This window comes from Veillonella sp. ACP1, from assembly GCF_000286635.1.
Lineage (GTDB): Bacteria > Bacillota > Negativicutes > Veillonellales > Veillonellaceae > Veillonella > Veillonella atypica.
In genome coordinates, this window is record NZ_ALKL01000010.1 from 118,700 (window position 1) to 140,214 (window position 21,515).

The window sequence follows — 21,515 nt, forward strand, 5'->3', positions numbered from 1 at the left end:
GGGATGAACTTTGAAATTTAGGAGGACTGTTGTATGGAACAAGAATTACAACGCATAAAAGAGGTAGCGTTAACAGCTATCAAAGCTGCCACTGATCAACAAGCGTTGCAAGACGTACGCGTAAAATTTTTAGGCAAAAAAGGTGAAGTAACAGCTTTATTAAAAGGCTTGGGTAAACTATCCCCAGAGGAACGCCCTAAGATGGGTGCTCTTGTGAATGCTGTACGAGAAGCATTAGAAGCAGAACTCGATAAAATCAAGTCCTCTATGGAAACAGCAGCTATGAACGCTCGCTTGGAAGAGGAAAAAATCGATATCACTCTACCTGGTAGAGCTCCAAAAACAGGTCATATTCATCCTTTGACTACTGTTAATGAAATGATTGAAGATTTCTTTATGAAAATGGGCTACACCGTAGAAGAAGGTCCTGAAGTGGAACAAGACTATTACAATTTCGAATGTCTTAATCTACCAAAAGATCATCCTGCACGCGATATGCAAGACTCTTTCTATATTACAGAAAATTTCTTGCTTAGAACTCATACATCTCCTGTACAAGCACGTACCATGCAGCGTCATGAACCTAATAGTCCAATTCGCATGATTGCGCCTGGTAAGGTATATCGTTGGGACTATGATGCTACGCATTCACCTGTGTTCCATCAAGTAGAAGGCTTGATTATTGATGAACACATCACTTTTGCCGATTTGAAAGGTACCATTGAAACATTCTTACGTCATATGTTTGGCGATGAAACTAAGGTACGTTTCCGTACAAGCTTTTTCCCATTCACAGAACCTTCTGCAGAGGTAGATATCTCCTGTGTAATGTGTGGTGGCGAAGGCTGCCGCGTATGCTCTCATACAGGTTGGTTAGAAATTCTTGGTTGTGGTATGGTACATCCTCGTGTGCTTGAGCTCAATGGCTATGATCCTAATAAGGTGAAAGGCTTTGCCTTTGGTATGGGCGTAGAACGTATTGCTATGTTGTTATACGGTATTGGCGATTTACGTCTATTCTTTGAAGATGATATCCGTTTCTTGGAACAGTTTTAGGAGGTAGAAATGAAAGCAAGCTTACAATGGATGAATGAATACGTACCTCTTGATCTAAATCGTCCTGCCCAAGAATTAGCGGATGAATTGACACAAGCAGGTATTCCTGTAGAAGAAGTACTTTCTATGGATCCAGGTTTGAAAAAAATCTATACTGGTAAAATCGTAGAAATTACAAAACACCCAGATGCAGATAAATTACAAGTATGCCAAGTACAATGCTTATCTGAAGATGGGGAAGAAGTTACTAAGCAAATCGTTACCGCTGCTACGAATGTGGCTGTTGGTCAAATCGTACCAGTTGCGTATCATAAATCTCGTTTGGCAGATGGTACAGAAATCAAAAAAGGTAAATTACGTGGTGTTGTATCAGAAGGCATGTTCTGCTCCGTTGCTGAATTCGGTATTTCCTCTGATTTGGTAAGACCAGAAGAATCACAAGGCATCTATATTTTCCCTGAAGGTACACCGATTGGTTTAGATATTAAAGAAGCACTTATGCTTGATGATACTGTATATGAATTTGAATTAACAGCTAATCGTGCAGACTGCTTCTCTATGGTAGGTTTGTCCCGTGAATTCGGTATCATGACAAATCAAAAAGCTTTATTCCCAGTTATTATGGTGAATGAAAATGGTGAGTCTATCGAAGGTAAAGCATCTGTAGCTATCGAAGCACATGATCTTTGCACGCGATTTACATCCCGTCTTGTTACGAATGTTACCATCGAACCATCTCCATTGTGGATGCAAAATCGTTTGCGTAACAGCGGTATTCGCCCTATTAACAATGTAGTGGACGTAACAAACTACGTTATGCTTGAATTAGGTCAACCAATGCATGCTTATGATTATGATTGTGTAGCGGACCATACCCTTATTGCACGTCGTGCAAAAGCCGGTGAAACACTTACTACCCTAGACGGTAATGAACGTGAACTCAATGAGTCCATGCTTATCATTGCAGATACAAAGGGCCCAATCGGCGTAGCAGGCGTTATGGGTGGTCTTACTAGTGAAGTAACAGATAAAACTACAAACGTCTTGTTCGAAGCTGCTGTATTTAATGGACCATCTATTCGTCGTACATCCAAAGCATTAGGTATGCGTTCCGAAGCATCTGGTCGTTTTGAACGCGGTGTAAACCATAAATATACAGCATATGCTATCGACCGTGCTGCACAATTGTTACAACAAATCTGTCCTTCTTGTAAGGTGAGTGTTGGCGTTATTGATGTATATCCAGAACCAGTAGAACAACGTACTGTAACTTTCACTGCAGAACAAATCAATGACTATCTTGGCACATCTATTGAAAAAGATAGAATGGTAGATATTTTAACGAAGCTCGAATTCGGCATTACAGAATCTGGCGATACCATTGAAGCACTCGTTCCGACATGGCGTGATGATGTAACTGGTATGCCTGATATTGCGGAAGAAATTGCGCGTATCGTAAGCTATGATAATATTGCGCCTACAATCCCTGTAGCGATACTATCCTCCGGCGGTATGACACCTAAGAAATCGTTAACAAAAGACGTAACACATTACTTAGCACATGCAGGTCTTAGCCAAATCATTACATTTAGTTTCATGCACAAAGATGGCCTTACGAATATGATGTTACCAGAAGGTGATAATCGTTATACGGCAATTCCAATCTTAAATCCTATTTCTGAAGAGTTCCCATATATGAGAACTACGTTGGTGCCAGCTGTTATTGAAGCTGCTAAACGCAATATTGCTCAACAAAATAAGGATTTGTGGTTATTTGAAACCGCTAATGTGTATGAACCAAAGGCATTGCCATTAACAGAAGTACCGCATGAACGCCCTATGGCCTGTGGTATTATGATGGGTAAGGTTACAGAGGCCGCATGGAACCAAGCGCAACGCGACACTGATTTCTATGATGTAAAAGGTGTAGTTGACGGTTTACTAGCTAAATTAGGATTGACTCAATATGATATTCAACCATCTAGAAATATTATTGATCAGTATAACATTCGCAAAAATCAATATGAAGAAGTATTAAATCGGAAATGTAGTTTCAAACCAATTTTAGAAGCATATTATCATCCAGGAGTGAGTGCATATTATTTGGTTAATGGTGTGAAAATTGCTCAATTTGGTGAATTACATCCACAAGTGGTTAAAAACTTCGATTTGTCTGGTAAAGTGTATATGTTTGAAATCGACTTGGAAGCTGTATTATCCATTACAGTACCACCATTTAGATATCAATCATTCAGTAAATTCCCAGGTACAAGTCGTGACTTGGCTATTGTAGCACCAGTATCCGTTACAAGTGGTGACATTGTAGCGCTTATTAAGGAACATGGCGGAGAATACTTAGAATCCGTATCTATCTTCGACGTTTACGAAGGGGAACATATTGAAGCAGGCTATCGTAGCTTAGCTTATAACTTACAATTTAGATCGATGGAAGGCACATTAAATGATGAAGACATTGATGGTGCAATTCAAGCGATTATTGATGCATTAGCAACTAAAAATTGTAAATTACGATAAATCATCGTGAAAGGGTTTACCTTATGGTAAACCCTTTTATGTCTATCTATCCCCTGTTGTATAATAGAAGGTATAGGTAATGAGTCAGAAAGGATTTATTATGGAATTATTAGCACCAGCGGGTACGATGGAAAATTTTATGGCCGCCTTAGAATCGGGGGCAGATGCTATATATTTAGGGGGCAAGGTCTTTAACGCACGGGCTCATGCAGCCAATTTTGGTATTGATGAATTGCGTGAGGCTGTACGGTTAGCACATATTTTAGATGTGTCTGTGTATGTAACCGTTAATATTTTGATTGGCGATACGGAACTAAAGGACCTTGAACAGTATATTAAGGATTTAGATTCCATTGGTGTAGATGCCATCATCGTGCAGGACTTAGCTGTTGCAGAAATTGCAAAACGTGTTGCACCAAACATCCATCTTCATGGGAGTACACAAATGACGGCTGCTACACTTGATGCGGTTCGTTTTTATGAAAGCCTAGGCTTTACACGTGTTGTTTTGGCTCGTGAATTAAGTCTTAAGGAAATTCAACATATATGCAAACATTGTAAAGCAGAAATTGAAGTATTTGTACATGGTGCATTATGTGTGTGCTACTCAGGTCAATGTTTGATGAGTTCTTTCATCGGTGGACGCAGTGGTAACCGAGGTGCTTGTGCACAACCTTGTCGCTTACCTTATGAATTATTGGATTCTAAGGGTGAAAGTGTGTTACCTAAACATGAAGCTTATTTGCTAAGTCCAAAGGACCTCAATTATAGTGAGCATATGAACGAACTCGTAGCGGCTGGTGTTACATCCTTTAAGGTAGAAGGTCGTATGAAAAAGGTATCCTATGTTCGTCAAGTGATAGGTACTTATAGAGAGATATTGGATGAGGCATCAATTCACGAAAATCAACGTAAAGCCCTAGCCTCTGGATTTAATCGTGGATTTTCCACAGCCTATTTAGAAGATACGGTAGGTCGACAAATGATGACCGTAGTGGCGCCAAATCACCAGGGTAAGCCAATCGGCGAATCGTATACGAAAAAAGGGGAAGTCTACTTATCCTTAACAGAACCTATTGAACAAGGTTCATTAGTTAAAATATTACAATCTAATGGCAGTGTTACCTATTATACGGTAGATGATGAATGGACATGTGTATCCGATACGCTGTATAAAGGGCGACCTGTAGAGGGCTTAGCAGTAGGTCAATTATATTTAGCATCTACACCAAAGAATACAAAGTCACGAGGCTTACAAGAGTTTACCCGTAAATATGATATGTCTGTATATCTCAGTGTTGGTTCTAATGGTGAAACAAATAATACTGAATTAACTGCCATCCTAGACTCTGGCCTTAGTGTGACTGTTACAAATGAGTATGTGCCAGCTATTGCTAATAAAGTGCCCACATCGTTAGAGAAGGTAACAGAACAGTTAGGTCGGTTGGGTAATACGTTATTTAGGCTTTCTTATGTAGATATTCCTGATGGCCCTTATATGTGGCCTGCTAGCGTTCTTAATGCACTACGTCGTGATGCCGTAACTGCATTAGAAACAGCGTTAATTACACATCATGTAGAATCATGGCAAGCATTGCAAGTAACAGGCGATGTAGATTATGATTTCAAGGCGCAACACGAGTTATCCTATGATACTTGTCCTATGATTTCAGCTCGTGTCGATGAAATAGATGGTGTGAAAGCAGCAATTTCTGGTGGAGCACAGAAAATCGTTTTTGGTGGTGATAGACTGAGTCGTACACCATATGCGTTATCTGTATATGATGAGGTAGCCCGTTTATGTGCTCAATCTGATGTGATTTGCACCTTTGCTACACCACGAGTTGTGAAAGATGATGAAGTAGAAGCATATAAACATACATTAGAGGCAATCGTACAGGCTCATCCAGATAGTATTTCCATTCACGTGCCACAAGCATTATTATGGCTCCGTGAATTAGGATATACAGGTGCCATTGAGGCTGATACAGGCCTTAATATTTTCAATACACCTACATTGCATTTCTGGGAACAGTTACATATGAGTTGTGTAAATCCATCGCAAGAGTTGACCTTAAAACAAATTACGGAACTAGCTAAACATAGCCACGTTCCTATTGAGACGATGATACATGGCTATACGGAAATGATGATTTCCGAATATTGTGCTATTGCAAGTTTTGTTGGCACAGGTAGTAAAGTAAATTGTCCTATGCCATGTGTTAAGGAATCGTATTCGTTAAAGGATAGAAAAGGTGAAATATTCCCAATTCGTACGGATCCATACTGTCGTATGCACATCATGAATAGTCATGAAATGGATATGCGAGCCTATGTACCTATGTTATTACAAAAAGGAATTTCCATATTACGCGTAGATGGTCGTCATATGAAACCAAGTTATGTGAAAGATATTGTATCCCAATATGTTGGCATAGCAAAGGGTACGATGGAGGCACCACCTAAGAAAATAGATTCCCAGGGCGAATCTATTACACGGGGACATTATTTTAGAGGTATTTTATAGAACGAGGTAGTACATTGTTTAATGAAGATGTATTAGATTTTATAAAAATTAAAGAAGAGTTGGCTAGTCATTGTAGCTCTATTATTGCTAAAGAAATGGCTTTAGCATTGGAACCTATGACGAATCGAGAAAAGATTCAAGAGGCTTTAGATGAAACAGCAGAAGCACTGCGCTCTTGGCAAACAGAAATCGAGCAACCTTTAGGGGGGACTCGAGATATACGTGAATCTTGTAAAAAGAGTCGTAAGGATTTTGTGCTTTCACGAGAAGCCATATGGGATGTCTATATAACCATAGGTGCCTATAAACGTATGGCGAAGTTCTTTAGAGCGAAGTATATGGAATACCCATTATTGTCTTTATGGATGCAAGACATGCCGAATATGGACCGTGTGGAACAACGGTTAAAACGTGTATTTGATGAAAAAGGGGAACTGCTCGATACAGCATCTCCTAAATTGGCGAGCCTACGGAATACGATTAGTAAGACGCGAGATCGTATTAAACACGATATTCAAGCCATATTGCATGACAAGGATAATCAGAAATATTTCCAAGAAGCGATTATTACGCAACGCAACAATCGTTATGTAATTCCTGTTAAGCAAGAATATCGCCAATATTTTGATGGTTTAATTCACGATCGATCTGCAACAGGGCAAACTTTATATATTGAACCGATGCGACTTGTACAGCTAAACAATGATTTGCAAGAAGCTTTAATTGGTGAGGAGCAAGAGGTATTACGCATTTATAAGGAACTTTCAGCCCTTATCAAACAACATAGTAATGATCTGATGGATGCCTGTGAAAAGGTATCTCATATTGAATTTGTCTATGGTAAAGCAAAACTCGCTATAGCTCAAAAGGCAGTACAAGCCACATTGAGCGAAGGGCGTGACGTCAATTTGATGCGTGCTCGCCATCCGTTGATTCCTGCCAATACAGTTGTACCTACAGATATTCGTTTGGGCACGGACTATCGAATTTTATTGATTACTGGCTCTAACACGGGTGGTAAAACGGTGTCATTAAAAACACTTGGCTTATTATCCCTTATGAACCAAAGCGGTTTATTCATCCCTGCTGATCACGGTTCTATATTGCCGATTTTTCACAATATTTTTGCAGACATTGGGGATGAACAAAGCATTGAAGCTAGCTTGTCTACATTCTCTGCACATATGACACAAGTGATTTCTATTATTAAACATTGTGGTCCTAATGATCTTGTGCTACTCGATGAACTCGGCTCCGGCACAGATCCGGAGGAAGGTAGTGCTTTAGCTGTATCCATACTTGAGTTCTTCCGACAAAAGGGAACTCTCATGATGGTTAGTACTCACTATAATGAGTTAAAGAATTATGCGTACCATACGGCAGGTATCGAAAATGGTCATGTTGAATTTGATGAGCGCACCTTAAAGCCTACCTATCGATTACATATTGGCGTAGCTGGTAGTAGTCATGCATTGAGCATTGCAGCGCGTTTAGGGCTACCAAAGGATATTGTCAATCGTGCACGTGATTACAAGTCTAAATTTGGCAGTAGTGAAATGGAAAATGTTCTAACCGATTTGAATGAACAATTACGTAAATCATCGGAACGCGAACGGGCACTCAAAAAAGAATTAGATGAAACACGTCGCATGCGCGGTCAATTAGAAAGAGAAAAGAAACAGTTTAATGAAAAACGCAAACAGATGTTAGCGAAGGCTCAAGCTGATGCGGAATCGATGAAACGTAGTCTCCGCGTAGAAGGGGAAGCCATCATTAAACAGTTAAAGGCTCAATTCTCTGAAACGAATAAGGATAAGCGTCAATCCGCCATCAATGCAGCCCGTAAAGATATATCCAATGTCCACGTACCAGATGCCCCTATAGATGATAATCGTAAAGAGTTGACTATAGATGCCGTTGCTATTGGTCAAGTTGTATATGTTACGTCATTGCGTTCACTTGGCACGGTTTTATCCATTAAGGGTAATCGCGTGACTGTAGATATAAATGGTTTATCTGCTACTGTGAAAGTAAATGACTTGCAATCTACTACGAGAGAAGAATCCAATAAGATTCAACGAGATAATCTTAAGGCCCAACCTAAAACACGTAAGAAAGCAGGTGGCTCTGCCGTACAACGTCAAAAAGAAGTGCGTACAGAGATTAATATTCTCGGTCAAACCGTAGATGAAGCTGTTGTTTCTGTAGGTCGATTTATTGATCAAGCCCTATTAGGCGGCATCAATCAAGTTCGTATCATTCATGGTAAAGGGACTGGTGCATTGCGCGAAGGCGTACATCAGTATTTACGAACCTTGCCACAAGTAGCACATTTTGAAACTGCTGGCTATGATGAAGGTGGCGCAGGTGCTACAAATGTAGTGTTAAAATAATATACAATCCTTACGATGGTTCTAGATAAGAAGCAGACAATTATGAGTCTGCTTCTTTTTTTGTGATAGAAAAGAGGCAAAACCATGTGGTTTTGCCTCTTAGTATGTTGCTTCGCTAGTGGTTAGCGATCTTTTTTCTTCTCTTTTTTAGACTTCGATTGACTTGGTTTGGAATCTGTAGATTCTACCTTGGATGATGAGTCATCATCTTTTGAGATTGCATCATTCTTATCCTTACCATCCTTTTTATCTTTGTCATCTTTTTTGTCTTTGTCGTCCTTTTTCGGAGCTTCTTTTACTGGGTTATAATGGCCCTCGCTGACAGCCGCTTGAGCACTAGCAGGTACATTAAAGTCAGAAGCAGGGGTATTAGCTAATGCGGCCGACATAAATTGTCTCCACATTACTGCCGGCGTTGAACCACCGGTAATACCTAATGTTTCAGATCCGTAGTCATCGCCTATCCAAACCGCAGCAACTAAATCAGGTGTATATCCAACGAACCAAGCATCTTTTTCATCATCTGTTGTGCCTGTTTTACCAGCTGCAGGTCTACCGATAGCAGCATTGCCACCAGTACCACCAGTGATAACAGACTCTAACATATCTGTGATGATAGCCGCATCTTTTTCTTCAACGACGCGTTTTTCTTGGATGGAATTTTCTTCCACCACTTGTCCGTTGCGATCCACAATTTTTATGATTGCTGTAGGTTGAACCTTGACGCCACCATTAGCCAGTACGCCATAGGCTTCTGCCATTTCTAATGGTGAAACACCATGAGTTAAACCACCGAGTGCTGTTGATAAGTTGTTATCTTCATCAGTTAAGGTAGTAATACCCATCTTTTTAGCTAAGTCGATAATCTTAGACATGCCCACTTCATCAGCAATTTTTACAGCTGGTACGTTACGAGAATGTTGTAATGCATAACGGTAAGTAATATTGCCTTCATAGTTTCGTTCATAGTTTTGAGGACGCCATCCATTAAAATCAACAGGGCTGTCATCAACAATGGAACCTGGAGTTTTACCAGATTGTATAGCAGCTAAGTAAACAAATGGTTTCATAGCAGAGCCTGGTTGACGTTCCGCTTGTGATGCACGGTTAAAGGCATCATCTCCACGACCACCGACCATGGCAACAATATAACCGTTATGTGGATTCATTGCTACAATAGCACCTTGTGGTTGGTGTAGACCATTTTGGTCAGTATACATAGTTGGTAGATTTTGCATTGCTGCAACTGCAGCATTTTGAGCATCCATATCGAGAGTGGTATAAATTTTAAGACCATCTTTATAGATTGCATCATCACCATATTTTTCAGAAATTTGAGCAATTACATAATTGATAAAATAAGATGCATTGTTGTTTTCGTGAGTTTGCTCTTGCTTAGCAACTAAACCTAAATCTGCTTCGCGAGCTGCATCGGCTTTATCTTGTGTGAGATAACCATACTTGACCATTTGGCCCAATACAACAGCCTGGCGTTTTTTACCGGCTTCTAAATTGTTGAATGGGGAGTAGTAGTTTGGACTTTGAGGTAACCCAGCAAGCATAGCACATTGAGCTAATGTTAAATCGCGTACATCTTTACCAAAGTAAACATGAGCTGCTGATTGAACACCATAAGCACCTTGACCAAAATAAATTTGGTTCATATACATTTCAAGAATTTCTTGTTTGGTATAGTGCTGTTCGATTTTAAGTGCTAATAAAGCTTCGGAAATCTTACGTTTAAGAGTTCTGTCTTGGGAAAGAAATGCATTACGAGCCAATTGTTGTGTGATTGTAGAACCACCTTCGGATACACCACTATGTACAACATTAACCCAAATAGCACGTAAAATACCGATAGGGTCGATACCGTGATGGCTATAAAAACGGGAGTCTTCAGTAGCTACGAAAGCATCTTGTAATTCTTTTGGTACTTCATTAATTGGGACTGGCAAACGATTCTCTGTGGAGTGAACCGTAGTAATTAAATTGCCATGTACGTCATAGATCTGAGACGATGCAGATGGTCGTACGTTAGATACATCTGGAAGATTAGACATGGTAGCGCTTATAAAACCACAACCGCCACCGGCTACAATAAGAACAAGTAATAATACAATCATCCAAATCGTCTTTTTAGTTGATGCCTTTGGATTGCTCGGGTTAGGAGCTGGTTTACGACGAGCTCTTATGTTTGAGTTATTACCCATAGAGTCACCTCTTTTTTAAAGTAAATATAACGTAAAATATATTACGCAGTTATAAATAGTATACCATAAAAGACATAAAACAAACACTATATATAATTGTGAAAGCCTATTTATAATGGTATACTATAAAGAACAGATTTTATGTAGGAGGATTTCCATGATTACAGCACAAGAACAAGTGCGCCAAATTACACATGGCGTATCTGGAATAATTAATGAAGAAGACTTAGTCAAAAAAATAGAACGTTCTATTAAAGAGAATAAACCATTGATCGTAAAATTGGGCCTCGATCCTACGGCTCCTGACATTCATTTAGGTCATACCGTACCACTTCGTAAGCTTCGCTTGTTCCAAGAGTTTGGCCATCAAGTGGTTATTGTAATCGGCGGTTTTACGGCTCGTATTGGTGACCCTACTGGTAAAAGCGTAACACGCCCACCACTTACTAAGGAAGAAGTATTAAAAAATGCGGAAACCTATAAGACCCAAATCTTTAAGGTATTAGACCCTGAAAAAACAATTGTACGCGATAATAGTGAATGGCTTGAATCCATGAACTTCGCTGATGTACTTCGCTTGGCAAGTTCTTATACAGTAGCACGTATGATGGAGCGCGATGACTTTGATAAACGTTACAAAGAAGGTCGTCCTATTGGTGTACATGAATTTATGTATCCATTGATGCAAGGTCAAGACTCTGTAGCATTGCATGCAGATGTTGAATTTGGTGGTACAGATCAAACTTTCAACTTACTTATGGGGCGTCACTTGCAAGAATTGGCAGGACAAGAGCCTCAAGTAGTTATTACTATGCCATTGCTCGAAGGCCTTGACGGCGTTCAAAAGATGAGTAAATCCTTGGGTAACTACATCGGTATCGATGAAGCACCTAAAGATATGTATGGTAAAGCCATGTCTATTCCTGATGAATTGATGATGCGTTACTTCATGCTCGTTACGGATATGTCTATCGAAGATCAAGACGACATGGAAGAACGTTTAGAAAATGGCACATTGCACCCACGTGATGTAAAAATGCAATTGGCAAAAACTATCGTTCGTTTATATCATGGTGAACAATCAGCGCAAGAAGCGGAAGATGAATTTAAACGCGTATTCCAACAACATGCATTGCCAACAGATATTCCTGAATATGCTATTGATACACCTAGCGAAGCTATTTTCGTACCACAATTCTGTACGGATGCGGGTTTGACTGCTTCTAATGGTGAAGCACGCCGCTCCATTAAAGCTGGTGCATTCAAAGTAAACGGTGAAAAATACGGTGAAGAAAACCTAGTTCTTGAAGATGGTATGATTGTTCAAGTAGGTAAGCGTAAATTTGTAAAAATTAAATTTAATTAGTTGATATTTTTTGAGTCAATAATATTAATATAAAAACAATGGGGAGCTAATATAATTAGCTCCCTATTGTTTTAACTGAAGATAATTTTTAATATTTTTAACCCCAAAAACTTATAATTAAAGGCTGTTTAGTATAAAGTGGAGTATAGTATTGGAGAAAAATTATACATGAAGAAATCGTTAGAATTATTGCTATTTAAACCTATATCTTCTGGTGCCACATATCTAATAAAAAATGAAACAATAAAATCAGCACTAACATTATTTTGTATCGGTTGGATTACAGTGCGTGGATTGTATTTAATAAATGGAATTCATGTTAAAGCTTGGCAAAGTATTCATATTTCATATCTAGATACATTTGTTGGTTTTAATTTATCATCCTATTTAATTGATTTTACTTATCGATTATTTCTTTCTATTTTGATTGCATTTATATGTTGGATTGTTATGCGAATTTGGGTTAAAGTAGACTTTTTAAAAGTTTTCATGGTAACCCTAGTAATATCTGCATTAAATTTTTTTGTTACTATTCCTAATATTTTAGTTTTTAATTTGGTTAAGAAGATTTCTATCGATAGTCTTTTTTGGGGGAAAACTATATATGATTTTGTTCATTTTCTAGTAGGTCTATTTGAAATTTATGTATACTTTCTATTTACTGTACTCTTATACAGATTAACTAATTTAAACAAATGGGGCATAGCAATATTCTTATCGTTATTGCTAGTAGGTATATCAATCATTTTCGAGCCTTTGGAAGCTTTTTTCAGTTGACTATTAAATAAAGAGGAATTTAATGTTTCGAGATTCAATAAGATTATTAGTACATCCTAATAAAAAGACGATACTAGATATAATTCAAGGTATTACATTTAACGGTGCAATATGTTTATATACTCTGGCTTGGGTTATCTTGCGAATCGTTATGGGGAATGCTGGTATTGATGTTCTTCATATTTTACCAATTCTTGATCATAAGCTAGTTTATGTTAATTACATAATAGTTTTTGTTGTAGATTATGTTTACATAATGTTTAAAACCATAATATTAGCATTCTTGTTATGGTTATTATTAAAATGGTGGCATTCAACATCATTAAAGCGTTTTATAATAATGACAATATATTCAATGGGGCTTTGCTTTTTATTTGCTAGTATAAAATTTTATCTTCAGTCTTATTTTTTGAGTCTGAATTACTTAGATGATAATTGGAGTTTTATAATGTGGAATATTGCCGGTCTATTGGGCAATATTTTAATTTTCTATTCTTGGATAGTATACTTAATGATATTGTATCGCTTAACCAATATTAATAAGTATTTATTAATCGTTTGCACTGCATTAATATGTTATGTATTCTATGCAACGCAAATAACTATATCCATATAGTAGTTTTTAGAGATGGCCGTTTATAATTTATATGGTCATCTTCTTGTTTTGGTGATATATATTTGAAAATATGCCCATAAAAATTGACATAATTTAAATTAAGTTATACTATTTATATGTAAAAGGTTTAATGTGTTGCACTAATTACAAACAGGAGGTTCTCACATGAATCGCGAAACAGCTTATGTATTATGGTTTGATGAATTAAAACGTGAAGACGTAAATTTAGTAGGTGGTAAATCCTCATCCTTAGGTGAATTAACTTCCTCTACAAATGTACCTGTACCTTATGGTTTTGCAACAACTGCATATGGGTATCGTGAATTTATGAAAGAAACTGGCCTTGAAGATCGTATTCGTCAAGAGTTAGATGATTTAGATGATGTAGAAAACTCTGCATTGCTTCGTGAAGTTTGTACAAAAATTCGCCGCATGATTTGCCAAGAAGAAATGCCTGCTGCATTGGCTGAAGCTATTCGCAAATCCTATGAAGAACTAGGTGAAAAGGTTGGCGAAAAAGATCCTTTCGTAGCTGTTCGCTCTAGTGCAACTGCAGAAGACTTACCAGATGCTAGTTTTGCTGGTCAACAAGATACGTATTTAAATGTGCGTGGTGCCGATACAATTATTGAAAAAGTAAAAGAATGTTATGCATCTACATTTACTGATCGTGCAACATATTACCGTGTAAAACAAGGCTTTGACCATATGACAGTAGCATTGAGTGCAGCTGTTCAAATGATGGTATTCTCTAAAGCTGCTGGCGTTATGTTTACGGTTGACCTTGTAACAGGTAATGACAATAATATTTTAATCGAAGGTTCTTGGGGCCTTGGTGAATATGTAGTACAAGGTACAGTTACACCAGATAACTTCCGTGTAGATAAACAAAAAATGGTTATCACTGATCGTATGATTAATGATAAAAATATTCGCCTTGTACGTAAAGCTGATGGCGATTGCATAGAAGAAATCGTACCTGCTGATGAAGCTAATAAACAAGTTATTTCCGATGAACAAGTATTGGAATTAGCTGAATATGCTAAAGCTATTGAAAAACATTATGGTTGCTACATGGATATGGAATGGGGCGTAGATGAAAGAAATGGTAAAATCTGGATTCTTCAAGCTCGTCCAGAAACAGTATGGTCCAGAAAAGATAAATCTGAACAAACTGCAGATACAAGCGTAGCAACTACTACAGATCGTGAAATCGTAGTTAAAGGTTTACCAGCATCTCCAGGTAAAGCTGCTGGTAAGGCACATGTTATCATTAATCCTGAAGATATTGATGAGTTCAAAGAAGGCGAAATCCTTGTTACAGCTATGACAGCACCTGACTGGGTTCCAGCTATGAAAAAAGCCAAAGCTATCGTTACAGATGCTGGCGGTATGACTTGCCATGCGTCCATCGTTAGCCGTGAACTTGGTATTCCTTGTATCGTTGGTACTAAGAGCCGTAGCCATGAAGCTACAACTTCTATTAAAGAAGGCCAAATGATTACTGTTGATGCAACTAATGGTATTGTTTACGATGGCGTATTAGAAGATGTTGTTAAACCAGCTGCGCCACAAGAACAAGCTGTTGTAGCGAGTGAATATATCCCTGTAACGGGTACTAAGATTTACATGAATTTAGGCGATCCAGACTTGGCTGAAAAATACGGTGTATTGCCTTGTGATGGTATCGGTTTGATGCGTGAAGAGTTCATTTGGACTACTTTCATTCATGAACATCCATTACACCTTATTGAAACAGGTCGCAGTGATGTAGCTGTTAATACATTGGCTGAAGGTATGCGTAAAGTGTGTCAAGCACTAGCACCTCGTCAAGTAGTAGTTCGTTTAAGCGATTTTAAATCTAGTGAATACCGCGATCTTAAAGGTGGCGACAAATATGAACCACATGAATCCAGTGCATTACTTGGCTGGCGTGGTGCTTCCCGTTACTATGATCCTAAATACACACCTGCTTTCAAATTAGAATTAGAAGCCATTAAAAAAGTACGTAATGAATTTGGTTTCAAAAATTTACAAGTTATGATTCCATTCTGCCGTACTGTTGAAGAAGCTGAACTTGTAACTAACTTGATGGCTCAAGAAGGACTTGTACGCGGTAAAGATTTCAAAATCTGGCTCATGGCTGAAATTCCAGCAAATATTATCCTAGCTGACCAATTCAACAAATACGTAGATGGTTACTCCATTGGTTCTAACGATTTGACAATGCTTGTTCTAGGTTGTGACCGCGATAATGAAACAGTCCAACACATTTATGATGAACGTAATTTAGCCGTTCGTAGAGCTATTCGTCATCTTATCGAAGTGGCTCATAAAGATGGTAAAACTGTATCCATCTGTGGCCAAGCACCAAGTGTTTACCCTGAACTTTGTGAATTCTTAGTTAAGAGTGGTATTGATTCCATCTCTGTTAATCCAGATGCGGTTAAAAATACTAAGAAAATGGTGGCTCAAATCGAGCAACGCATGATGATGGATGCACTTACAGGTCGTGGTCGTCAAGATGTAGAAGACCTTGAATGGTAATAAAGATATACTTTATTTGATGATGTAAAGAGGAGGCGAGAGCGCCTCCTCTTTTTCTAAAATGATACATAGGATATAATATTTATATGTGAAAGGAGGGACGGGTGTGAAACTTTCAAAACGACAAGAAGCAATAGCCCATATTGTACGTGAAAAAGGACCTGTTACGGGAAGTGCTATAGCGGAACATTTGGATGTGACACGATCTGCATTGCGTTCGGATTTAGCCGTGCTCACCATGATTGGTGTTCTCGAAGCAAGACCTAATGTAGGATATTACTATGTTGGCTTGTCGCCAAAGGACCAAACTGCTGAAATTTTAAGGTCTTATAGTGTACATGATGTGCTTTCACAAGCCGTTATCGTATCGCCAGAGACCAATCTATATGATACAATCGTGACTATTTTTACAGAGGACGTGGGTACGATTTTGGTTTGCGAAGGTTCCTATTTACAAGGTGTTGTATCACGCAAGGATTTATTGCGTGCCTCCATAGGTCAAACCGATGCACATACAATGCCTATCTCAATGATTATGACACCCGTTAGCAAAGTTATCACCGTAGAACCATCAGATTCGTTAGCTGTGGCGGCGCAAAAAATGATTGACTATGAAGTCGATTGTTTACCTGTTATAGTTAGAGAAGACGATGAATCACAAGACAGTCCTAAGAAACGATTAAAGGTGGTAGGACGTGTATCTAAAACAACTGTGACTAAGGCGTTTTTAGAATGTAGTACACAAGAGGTATAAAGAATGGCAGAAAAAATTATTTATGCGATATCTGACTCCTTAGGCGAAACTGCAGAGGCCGTTGCGAGAGCAACAGCAAGTCAGTACGATAAGGAACAAATTGAAATTGTTCGCATCCCATATATTGAAGATAAGGCTCAAATTGATGAAATTATAGAAGATGCCAAAAATGGTAATCACGTAATTTGCCATACAATTGTGTCGTTAGAATTGCGGAACTATTTACACGAAAAAGCGGCAGAGAATAATATTCCTGCTGTTGATATTATGGGCCCTGTATTGGATGCTGTAGGTACAGTGGCATCTACCAAGCCACGTATGACAGCTGGTATGGTTCATAAGCTAGACCAAGAGTATTTTAAAAAGGTAGAAGCTATTGAGTTTGCAGTTAAATACGATGATGGTAAAAACCCATCAGGCTTCGAAAAGGCTGATGTTGTGATTATCGGTGTATCTCGTACAAGTAAAACGCCGTTATCCATGTTTTTAGCGTATAAAAAAATTAAAGCGGCTAACTTACCACTAGTTCCTGAGGTGCCATTGCCAGAGGAATTATTTAAGATTCCGCCTAAGAAAATTGTAGGGTTGATTATTGACCCATATAAATTGAATAATATCCGCAGTGAACGTTTGCGTGCTATAGGCTTAGAAGATGAGGCTAATTATGCCTCTATTGAGCGCATTAATTCTGAATTAGAATATGCAAAAGCTATTATGCGTCGTCTACATTGCCAAGTGCTTGATGTTTCTAACAAATCCATTGAAGAAACAGCATCTCTTGTTATGCAATTAGTAGATAAAAACCGTATGACTGCCGGGAAATAAATAGGGGAGGCGCAAGCCTCCCTATTATTAAATATTATATTGTTAACATGTTTGATAAAGAGGTACTATGAATATTAGAGAACGTATAGAAGAACGAGAAGATATGATCTTATCTCCCTATGCGGCGAGAAGCAGTATGGCATTGCGCGATATTGATGAAGAACCAGATCCACTACGTACCGCATTTCAACGGGATCGGGATAGAATTATACACAGTAAGTGTTTTCGTCGCTTAAAACATAAGACACAAGTATATATTGCACCTGGTGACCATTATAGGACAAGAATGACGCATACCCTTGAAGTAGGGCAAATCGGTCGTACTGTTGCGCGTGCTCTTAGACTTAATGAAGATTTAGTGGAAGCCATTGCGATGGGACATGATGTGGGGCACACCCCATTTGGTCATGTTGGAGAATATGCATTGCGCGATATGGTGGGCCATTTTAACCATAATGAACAAAGTTTGCGCATGGTCGAAGTATTAGAGAAACATGGTAACAGACAAGGCCTTAATCTTACAAAAGAAGTGCGAGATGGCATTTTAGGTCATACGGGACCAACCATACCATCTACATTAGAAGGGCAGATTATACGTATTGTAGATCGCATTGCGTACTTGTGTCACGATTATGATGATGCACAACGGGCTGGTATGTTAGAAGCTAACGATTTACCAGAAGAAGTGCGATTTTATTTTGGCGATACTCCGTCTAGTATGATTACGGCCATGGTGAAAGATATGGTTGAACAATCGTTGGATAAGCCAGCGATTCAGATGTCTGCTGATATTGAAAGCACGATGAATGTGTTTAGACAGTTTATGTTTAAAAATGTATATTTAGCACCTGCATTAATTCCTGACCGTAATAAGGCAGCTCATGTAGTAAAAAATTTATTTACATACTTTATGGAGCATCCCGGTGATATAGAAACCTATGTAGAACGAAATGGTGTGTATTCCACTGTTGATATTGTCGATTATGTGGCAGGATTAACAGATCAATATGCTATAAAATTATTTAAAGATTACTTTATTCCAAATATTACGCTGTAATAGGGCGACAAAAAGACCGTTACCATTGGGTAACGGTCTTTTTGTTTAAGAGTACATGTACTATTTATTTTACGCGCGTGTAATTTTATTAGAACGAAGGCAGCGTGTGCATACATTTATTTTTTTTGTAGCACCGTCTACAACCGCCCGTACTCTTTGAATGTTCGGTTTCCAAGTTTTTCTTGTGCGAATGTGAGAGTGACTCACGTTCATACCGCTAGATGTGGATTTGCCACATACTTCGCAAAGGTTTGCCATAGTTTCCACCTCCAAGCTTAATCTATAACATAACAAAAGTATATTATCATAAAGACAAGGTTTAAGCAAGTGTTTTTACTACATGCATTGATATTTTATGAAATATACTACAATATTTGGTATACTATAGCTAATATTGTAGTCGAAATCTATGAGATATGGCAAGAGAAATATAAAAATGGATATATTTTCACTATATTCATTAAGTATGTTGTATGTGAGGCATTATAATGAACGAAGCACTGACCTCTATTAAGGGAATTGGACCAGGTCGAGAAAAACAACTTCATAAATTAGGCATTGATACTGTATCCAATTTATTGGCTTATTTTCCACGCTCCTATGAAGATAGACGTAAAATTTATTCCATAAAAGAATTGGAAACTGGTATTACTGCGGGGGTTGTAGGTACTGTCGTATCCATTACGGAAAAACGGCCACGGCCTCGCTTATCTATTTTAGAAGTTATCATCACAGATGGAACTGGTCCGATGAAGATTGTATTATTCAATCAAGGATATAAAAAGAACTTTTACAAAAAAGGTCAACGCCTCTATGCGTACGGTAAGGCCGAATTTCAATATGGTTCTATGCAGATGAATTCTCCGCAAATAGAAAATCTCGGGCCAGATGCTATGCCAGATACGTGCATTGTTCCTATTTATCCCTTGGTGGATGGCGTTTCTCAATATGTGGTGCGCGCATCGATTCGAAATTGGTTCGAAGCGCATCATACAATGGATGAAATTTTACCACCTGAAATCATGAATTATCATGCGAGTATGAAGCGATATGATGCATTTAAGGAAATGCATTTTCCTTCAAGTAGTGAACGTCATGAAAAAGCACGGTATCAATTAGCCTATGAAGAACTATTTATCATGCAGTCTGGATTGGCTCTGCTTAGAAATAAAGAGCAATGTCACGTAGGGCCTAAGATGGAACCAGATGGGGTACTAATGGCACAATGCAGATCGAATTTACCCTTTAAATTAACTGGTGATCAGGAGCGTGCTGTAACTGAAATTTCACAAGACATGCAAGATGAACGGCCCATGCAACGATTACTACAAGGTGATGTGGGCTCTGGCAAAACTGTTGTAGCTACATTGAGCCTTGTAAAAGCCGTAGAAAATGGATACCAAGCTGTTATCATGGCACCTACAGAAATCTTAGCGACTCAACATTATGAAGGGATAACTGAATTTTGTAAAACTTTGCCTATTAATATTGCATTGCTTACAGGATCCACACCTAAAAAAGAAAAGGATAGAATCTATGAGGAATTAGCAAATGGAACCATTCAATTGATTATCGGTACCCATGCGCTCATTCAGGACAAGGTTCAATTCAAGAATTTAGGATTGGTTATTATCGATGAACAGCATCGTTTTGGTGTTAATCAGCGTGCCGCATTACAACATAAGGGCGTATATCCTCATGTCTTGATTATGACGGCCACACCGATTCCGAGAACGATGACCCTATCCGTATATGGTGATTTAGCGGTATCCCTTATTAAGGAAATGCCTCCAGGACGTAAACCGGTTAAGACCTATGTAGTAGATAGCTCATATAAAGAACGATTACGCGTGTTCTTTGGTAAGGAAATGGCGGCAGGACATCAAGTATATGTAGTTTGCCCTCTAGTAGAGGAATCTGAAAAACTTGATTTACAAGCAGCAGAAGAACTCTTTTTGGAATTGAAAGACTATTTTTATAAAAGTTTTGAAGTGGGCCTTGTTCACGGGCGTATGAATCCAAAAGAAAAGGACGAGGTGATGCAAGCTTTTCATAATGGACGCATTCAATTGCTCGTGTCTACAACCGTCATAGAGGTTGGCGTCAATGTTCCTAATGCGACGATTATGTGCATAGAAGGGGCTGAGCGTTTTGGATTATCCCAATTACACCAATTACGAGGTCGCGTTGGACGTGGTGACATTCAGGCGTATTGCATATTAGTTAGCGATTCCAAGGGGGATGTCAGTCAAGAACGGTTGCGGTTGATGGAATCCACGCAAGATGGATTTGAATTAGCCGAACAAGATTTATTACTGCGTGGATCTGGCCAATTGTTTGGACTTGCGCAATCAGGATTACCTGATTTACGGGTCGCTAATATCATAAAAGATATAGATATACTAGTTACGGCACGTAATGATGTACTGTCATATATCCGAGAATTTGGCACCAATCAACTAGAAATTCAAATGAAAGAAGAATTATCAAAAAGATTTGGTGAAAAATTTCTTAGAATATTGTATAATTAAGAGGTAGGGCTAATAATTCTATAAGGTGCGATAATACTAGGTTTTATCTAGGTTTTCCCCTTGTATATAACGGCCTATTCTCGTATAATATAAAAAACAATATTTTTGTATCTATGGAGGTGCCATATGCCATTAATTCATGTTGAACTCGTTGAAGGTCGTACAAAAGAACAAAAGAAACAATTAGGTGAAGCTATCACTAAGGCTACTGTAGACATCGTAAAGGTTCCTGCAGAAGCAGTTAAGGTTATTTTTGTTGATATGAAAAAAGATGATTTTATGGAAGGCGGCATTTTGCGGTCTGAACGCTAATGAAAGCTA

The 21,515-nt window shown here is 38.4% G+C and carries 15 protein-coding genes; 13 read left to right on the top strand and 2 right to left on the bottom strand.

Annotated features, from left to right (window positions below):
- Positions 1 to 33 precede the first annotated feature (33 nt).
- The 4 genes from pheS to HMPREF1151_RS03745 all read left to right on the top strand — a co-directional run bounded on the left by pheS (position 34) and on the right by HMPREF1151_RS03745 (position 8,511).
- On the top strand, positions 34 to 1,056 hold the full coding sequence (pheS, locus tag HMPREF1151_RS03730) for a phenylalanine--tRNA ligase subunit alpha (RefSeq protein WP_005376209.1): 1,023 nt from the start codon (positions 34 to 36) through the stop codon (positions 1,054 to 1,056).
- 9 nt (positions 1,057 to 1,065) lie between these two features.
- A complete protein-coding gene (gene pheT, locus HMPREF1151_RS03735) occupies positions 1,066 to 3,591 on the top strand; it encodes a phenylalanine--tRNA ligase subunit beta (RefSeq protein ID WP_009661122.1) in 2,526 nt (841 codons plus the stop codon).
- Between the two features lie 79 nt (positions 3,592 to 3,670).
- Positions 3,671 to 6,118, top strand: coding sequence for a DUF3656 domain-containing protein (locus tag HMPREF1151_RS03740; protein WP_009661184.1), 2,448 nt, complete (start codon positions 3,671 to 3,673; stop codon positions 6,116 to 6,118).
- Positions 6,119 to 6,132: 14 nt separating this feature from the next.
- Positions 6,133 to 8,511 carry an endonuclease MutS2 gene (locus HMPREF1151_RS03745; protein ID WP_009661320.1) on the top strand — a complete coding sequence of 793 codons (2,379 nt, stop codon included), beginning with the start codon at positions 6,133 to 6,135 and terminating at the stop codon, positions 8,509 to 8,511.
- Positions 8,512 to 8,633: 122 nt separating this feature from the next.
- Here HMPREF1151_RS03745 and HMPREF1151_RS03750 read toward each other — a convergent pair whose 3' ends face one another.
- On the bottom strand, positions 8,634 to 10,721 hold the full coding sequence (locus HMPREF1151_RS03750) for a transglycosylase domain-containing protein (protein WP_005379154.1): 2,088 nt from the start codon (positions 10,719 to 10,721) through the stop codon (positions 8,634 to 8,636).
- Between the two features lie 157 nt (positions 10,722 to 10,878).
- On the opposite strand from HMPREF1151_RS03750, the gene tyrS reads away from it, so the two are divergent.
- The 7 genes from tyrS (at position 10,879) to HMPREF1151_RS03785 (ending at position 18,663) form a co-directional block, all read left to right on the top strand.
- Positions 10,879 to 12,087 carry a tyrosine--tRNA ligase gene (tyrS, locus tag HMPREF1151_RS03755; protein WP_009661145.1) on the top strand — a complete coding sequence of 403 codons (1,209 nt, stop codon included), beginning with the start codon at positions 10,879 to 10,881 and terminating at the stop codon, positions 12,085 to 12,087.
- 168 nt (positions 12,088 to 12,255) lie between these two features.
- Entirely contained in the window at positions 12,256 to 12,864 is a 609-nt protein-coding gene (locus tag HMPREF1151_RS03760) for a hypothetical protein (protein ID WP_009661092.1), read from the top strand.
- A 22-nt stretch (positions 12,865 to 12,886) separates the two neighbouring features.
- Positions 12,887 to 13,480 carry a hypothetical protein gene (locus HMPREF1151_RS03765; protein WP_009661217.1) on the top strand — a complete coding sequence of 198 codons (594 nt, stop codon included), beginning with the start codon at positions 12,887 to 12,889 and terminating at the stop codon, positions 13,478 to 13,480.
- Between the two features lie 165 nt (positions 13,481 to 13,645).
- Positions 13,646 to 16,027: a phosphoenolpyruvate synthase gene (gene ppsA / locus HMPREF1151_RS03770; RefSeq protein WP_009661174.1), complete on the top strand. Its 2,382-nt coding sequence runs from the start codon at positions 13,646 to 13,648 to the stop codon at positions 16,025 to 16,027.
- Between the two features lie 106 nt (positions 16,028 to 16,133).
- Positions 16,134 to 16,781 (top strand): helix-turn-helix transcriptional regulator, encoded by a 648-nt coding sequence (locus HMPREF1151_RS03775; protein WP_005379155.1) that lies wholly within the window; start codon positions 16,134 to 16,136, stop codon positions 16,779 to 16,781.
- A gap of 3 nt (positions 16,782 to 16,784) precedes the next feature.
- Positions 16,785 to 17,606: a pyruvate, water dikinase regulatory protein gene (locus HMPREF1151_RS03780; protein WP_009661244.1), complete on the top strand. Its 822-nt coding sequence runs from the start codon at positions 16,785 to 16,787 to the stop codon at positions 17,604 to 17,606.
- Between the two features lie 67 nt (positions 17,607 to 17,673).
- Entirely contained in the window at positions 17,674 to 18,663 is a 990-nt protein-coding gene (locus HMPREF1151_RS03785; protein ID WP_005376265.1) for a deoxyguanosinetriphosphate triphosphohydrolase, read from the top strand.
- Between the two features lie 69 nt (positions 18,664 to 18,732).
- On the opposite strand, the gene rpmB is transcribed toward HMPREF1151_RS03785, so the two are convergent.
- A complete protein-coding gene (rpmB, locus tag HMPREF1151_RS03790; RefSeq protein WP_038141234.1) occupies positions 18,733 to 18,921 on the bottom strand; it encodes a 50S ribosomal protein L28 in 189 nt (62 codons plus the stop codon).
- A 230-nt stretch (positions 18,922 to 19,151) separates the two neighbouring features.
- Between rpmB and recG the strand changes: the two genes are divergently transcribed.
- Positions 19,152 to 21,194, top strand: a complete 2,043-nt coding sequence (gene recG, locus HMPREF1151_RS03795) for an ATP-dependent DNA helicase RecG (RefSeq protein ID WP_009661197.1) — start codon at positions 19,152 to 19,154, stop codon at positions 21,192 to 21,194.
- A 126-nt stretch (positions 21,195 to 21,320) separates the two neighbouring features.
- Positions 21,321 to 21,506: a 4-oxalocrotonate tautomerase gene (locus HMPREF1151_RS03800; RefSeq protein ID WP_005379145.1), complete on the top strand. Its 186-nt coding sequence runs from the start codon at positions 21,321 to 21,323 to the stop codon at positions 21,504 to 21,506.
- Positions 21,507 to 21,515: the final 9 nt, after the last annotated feature.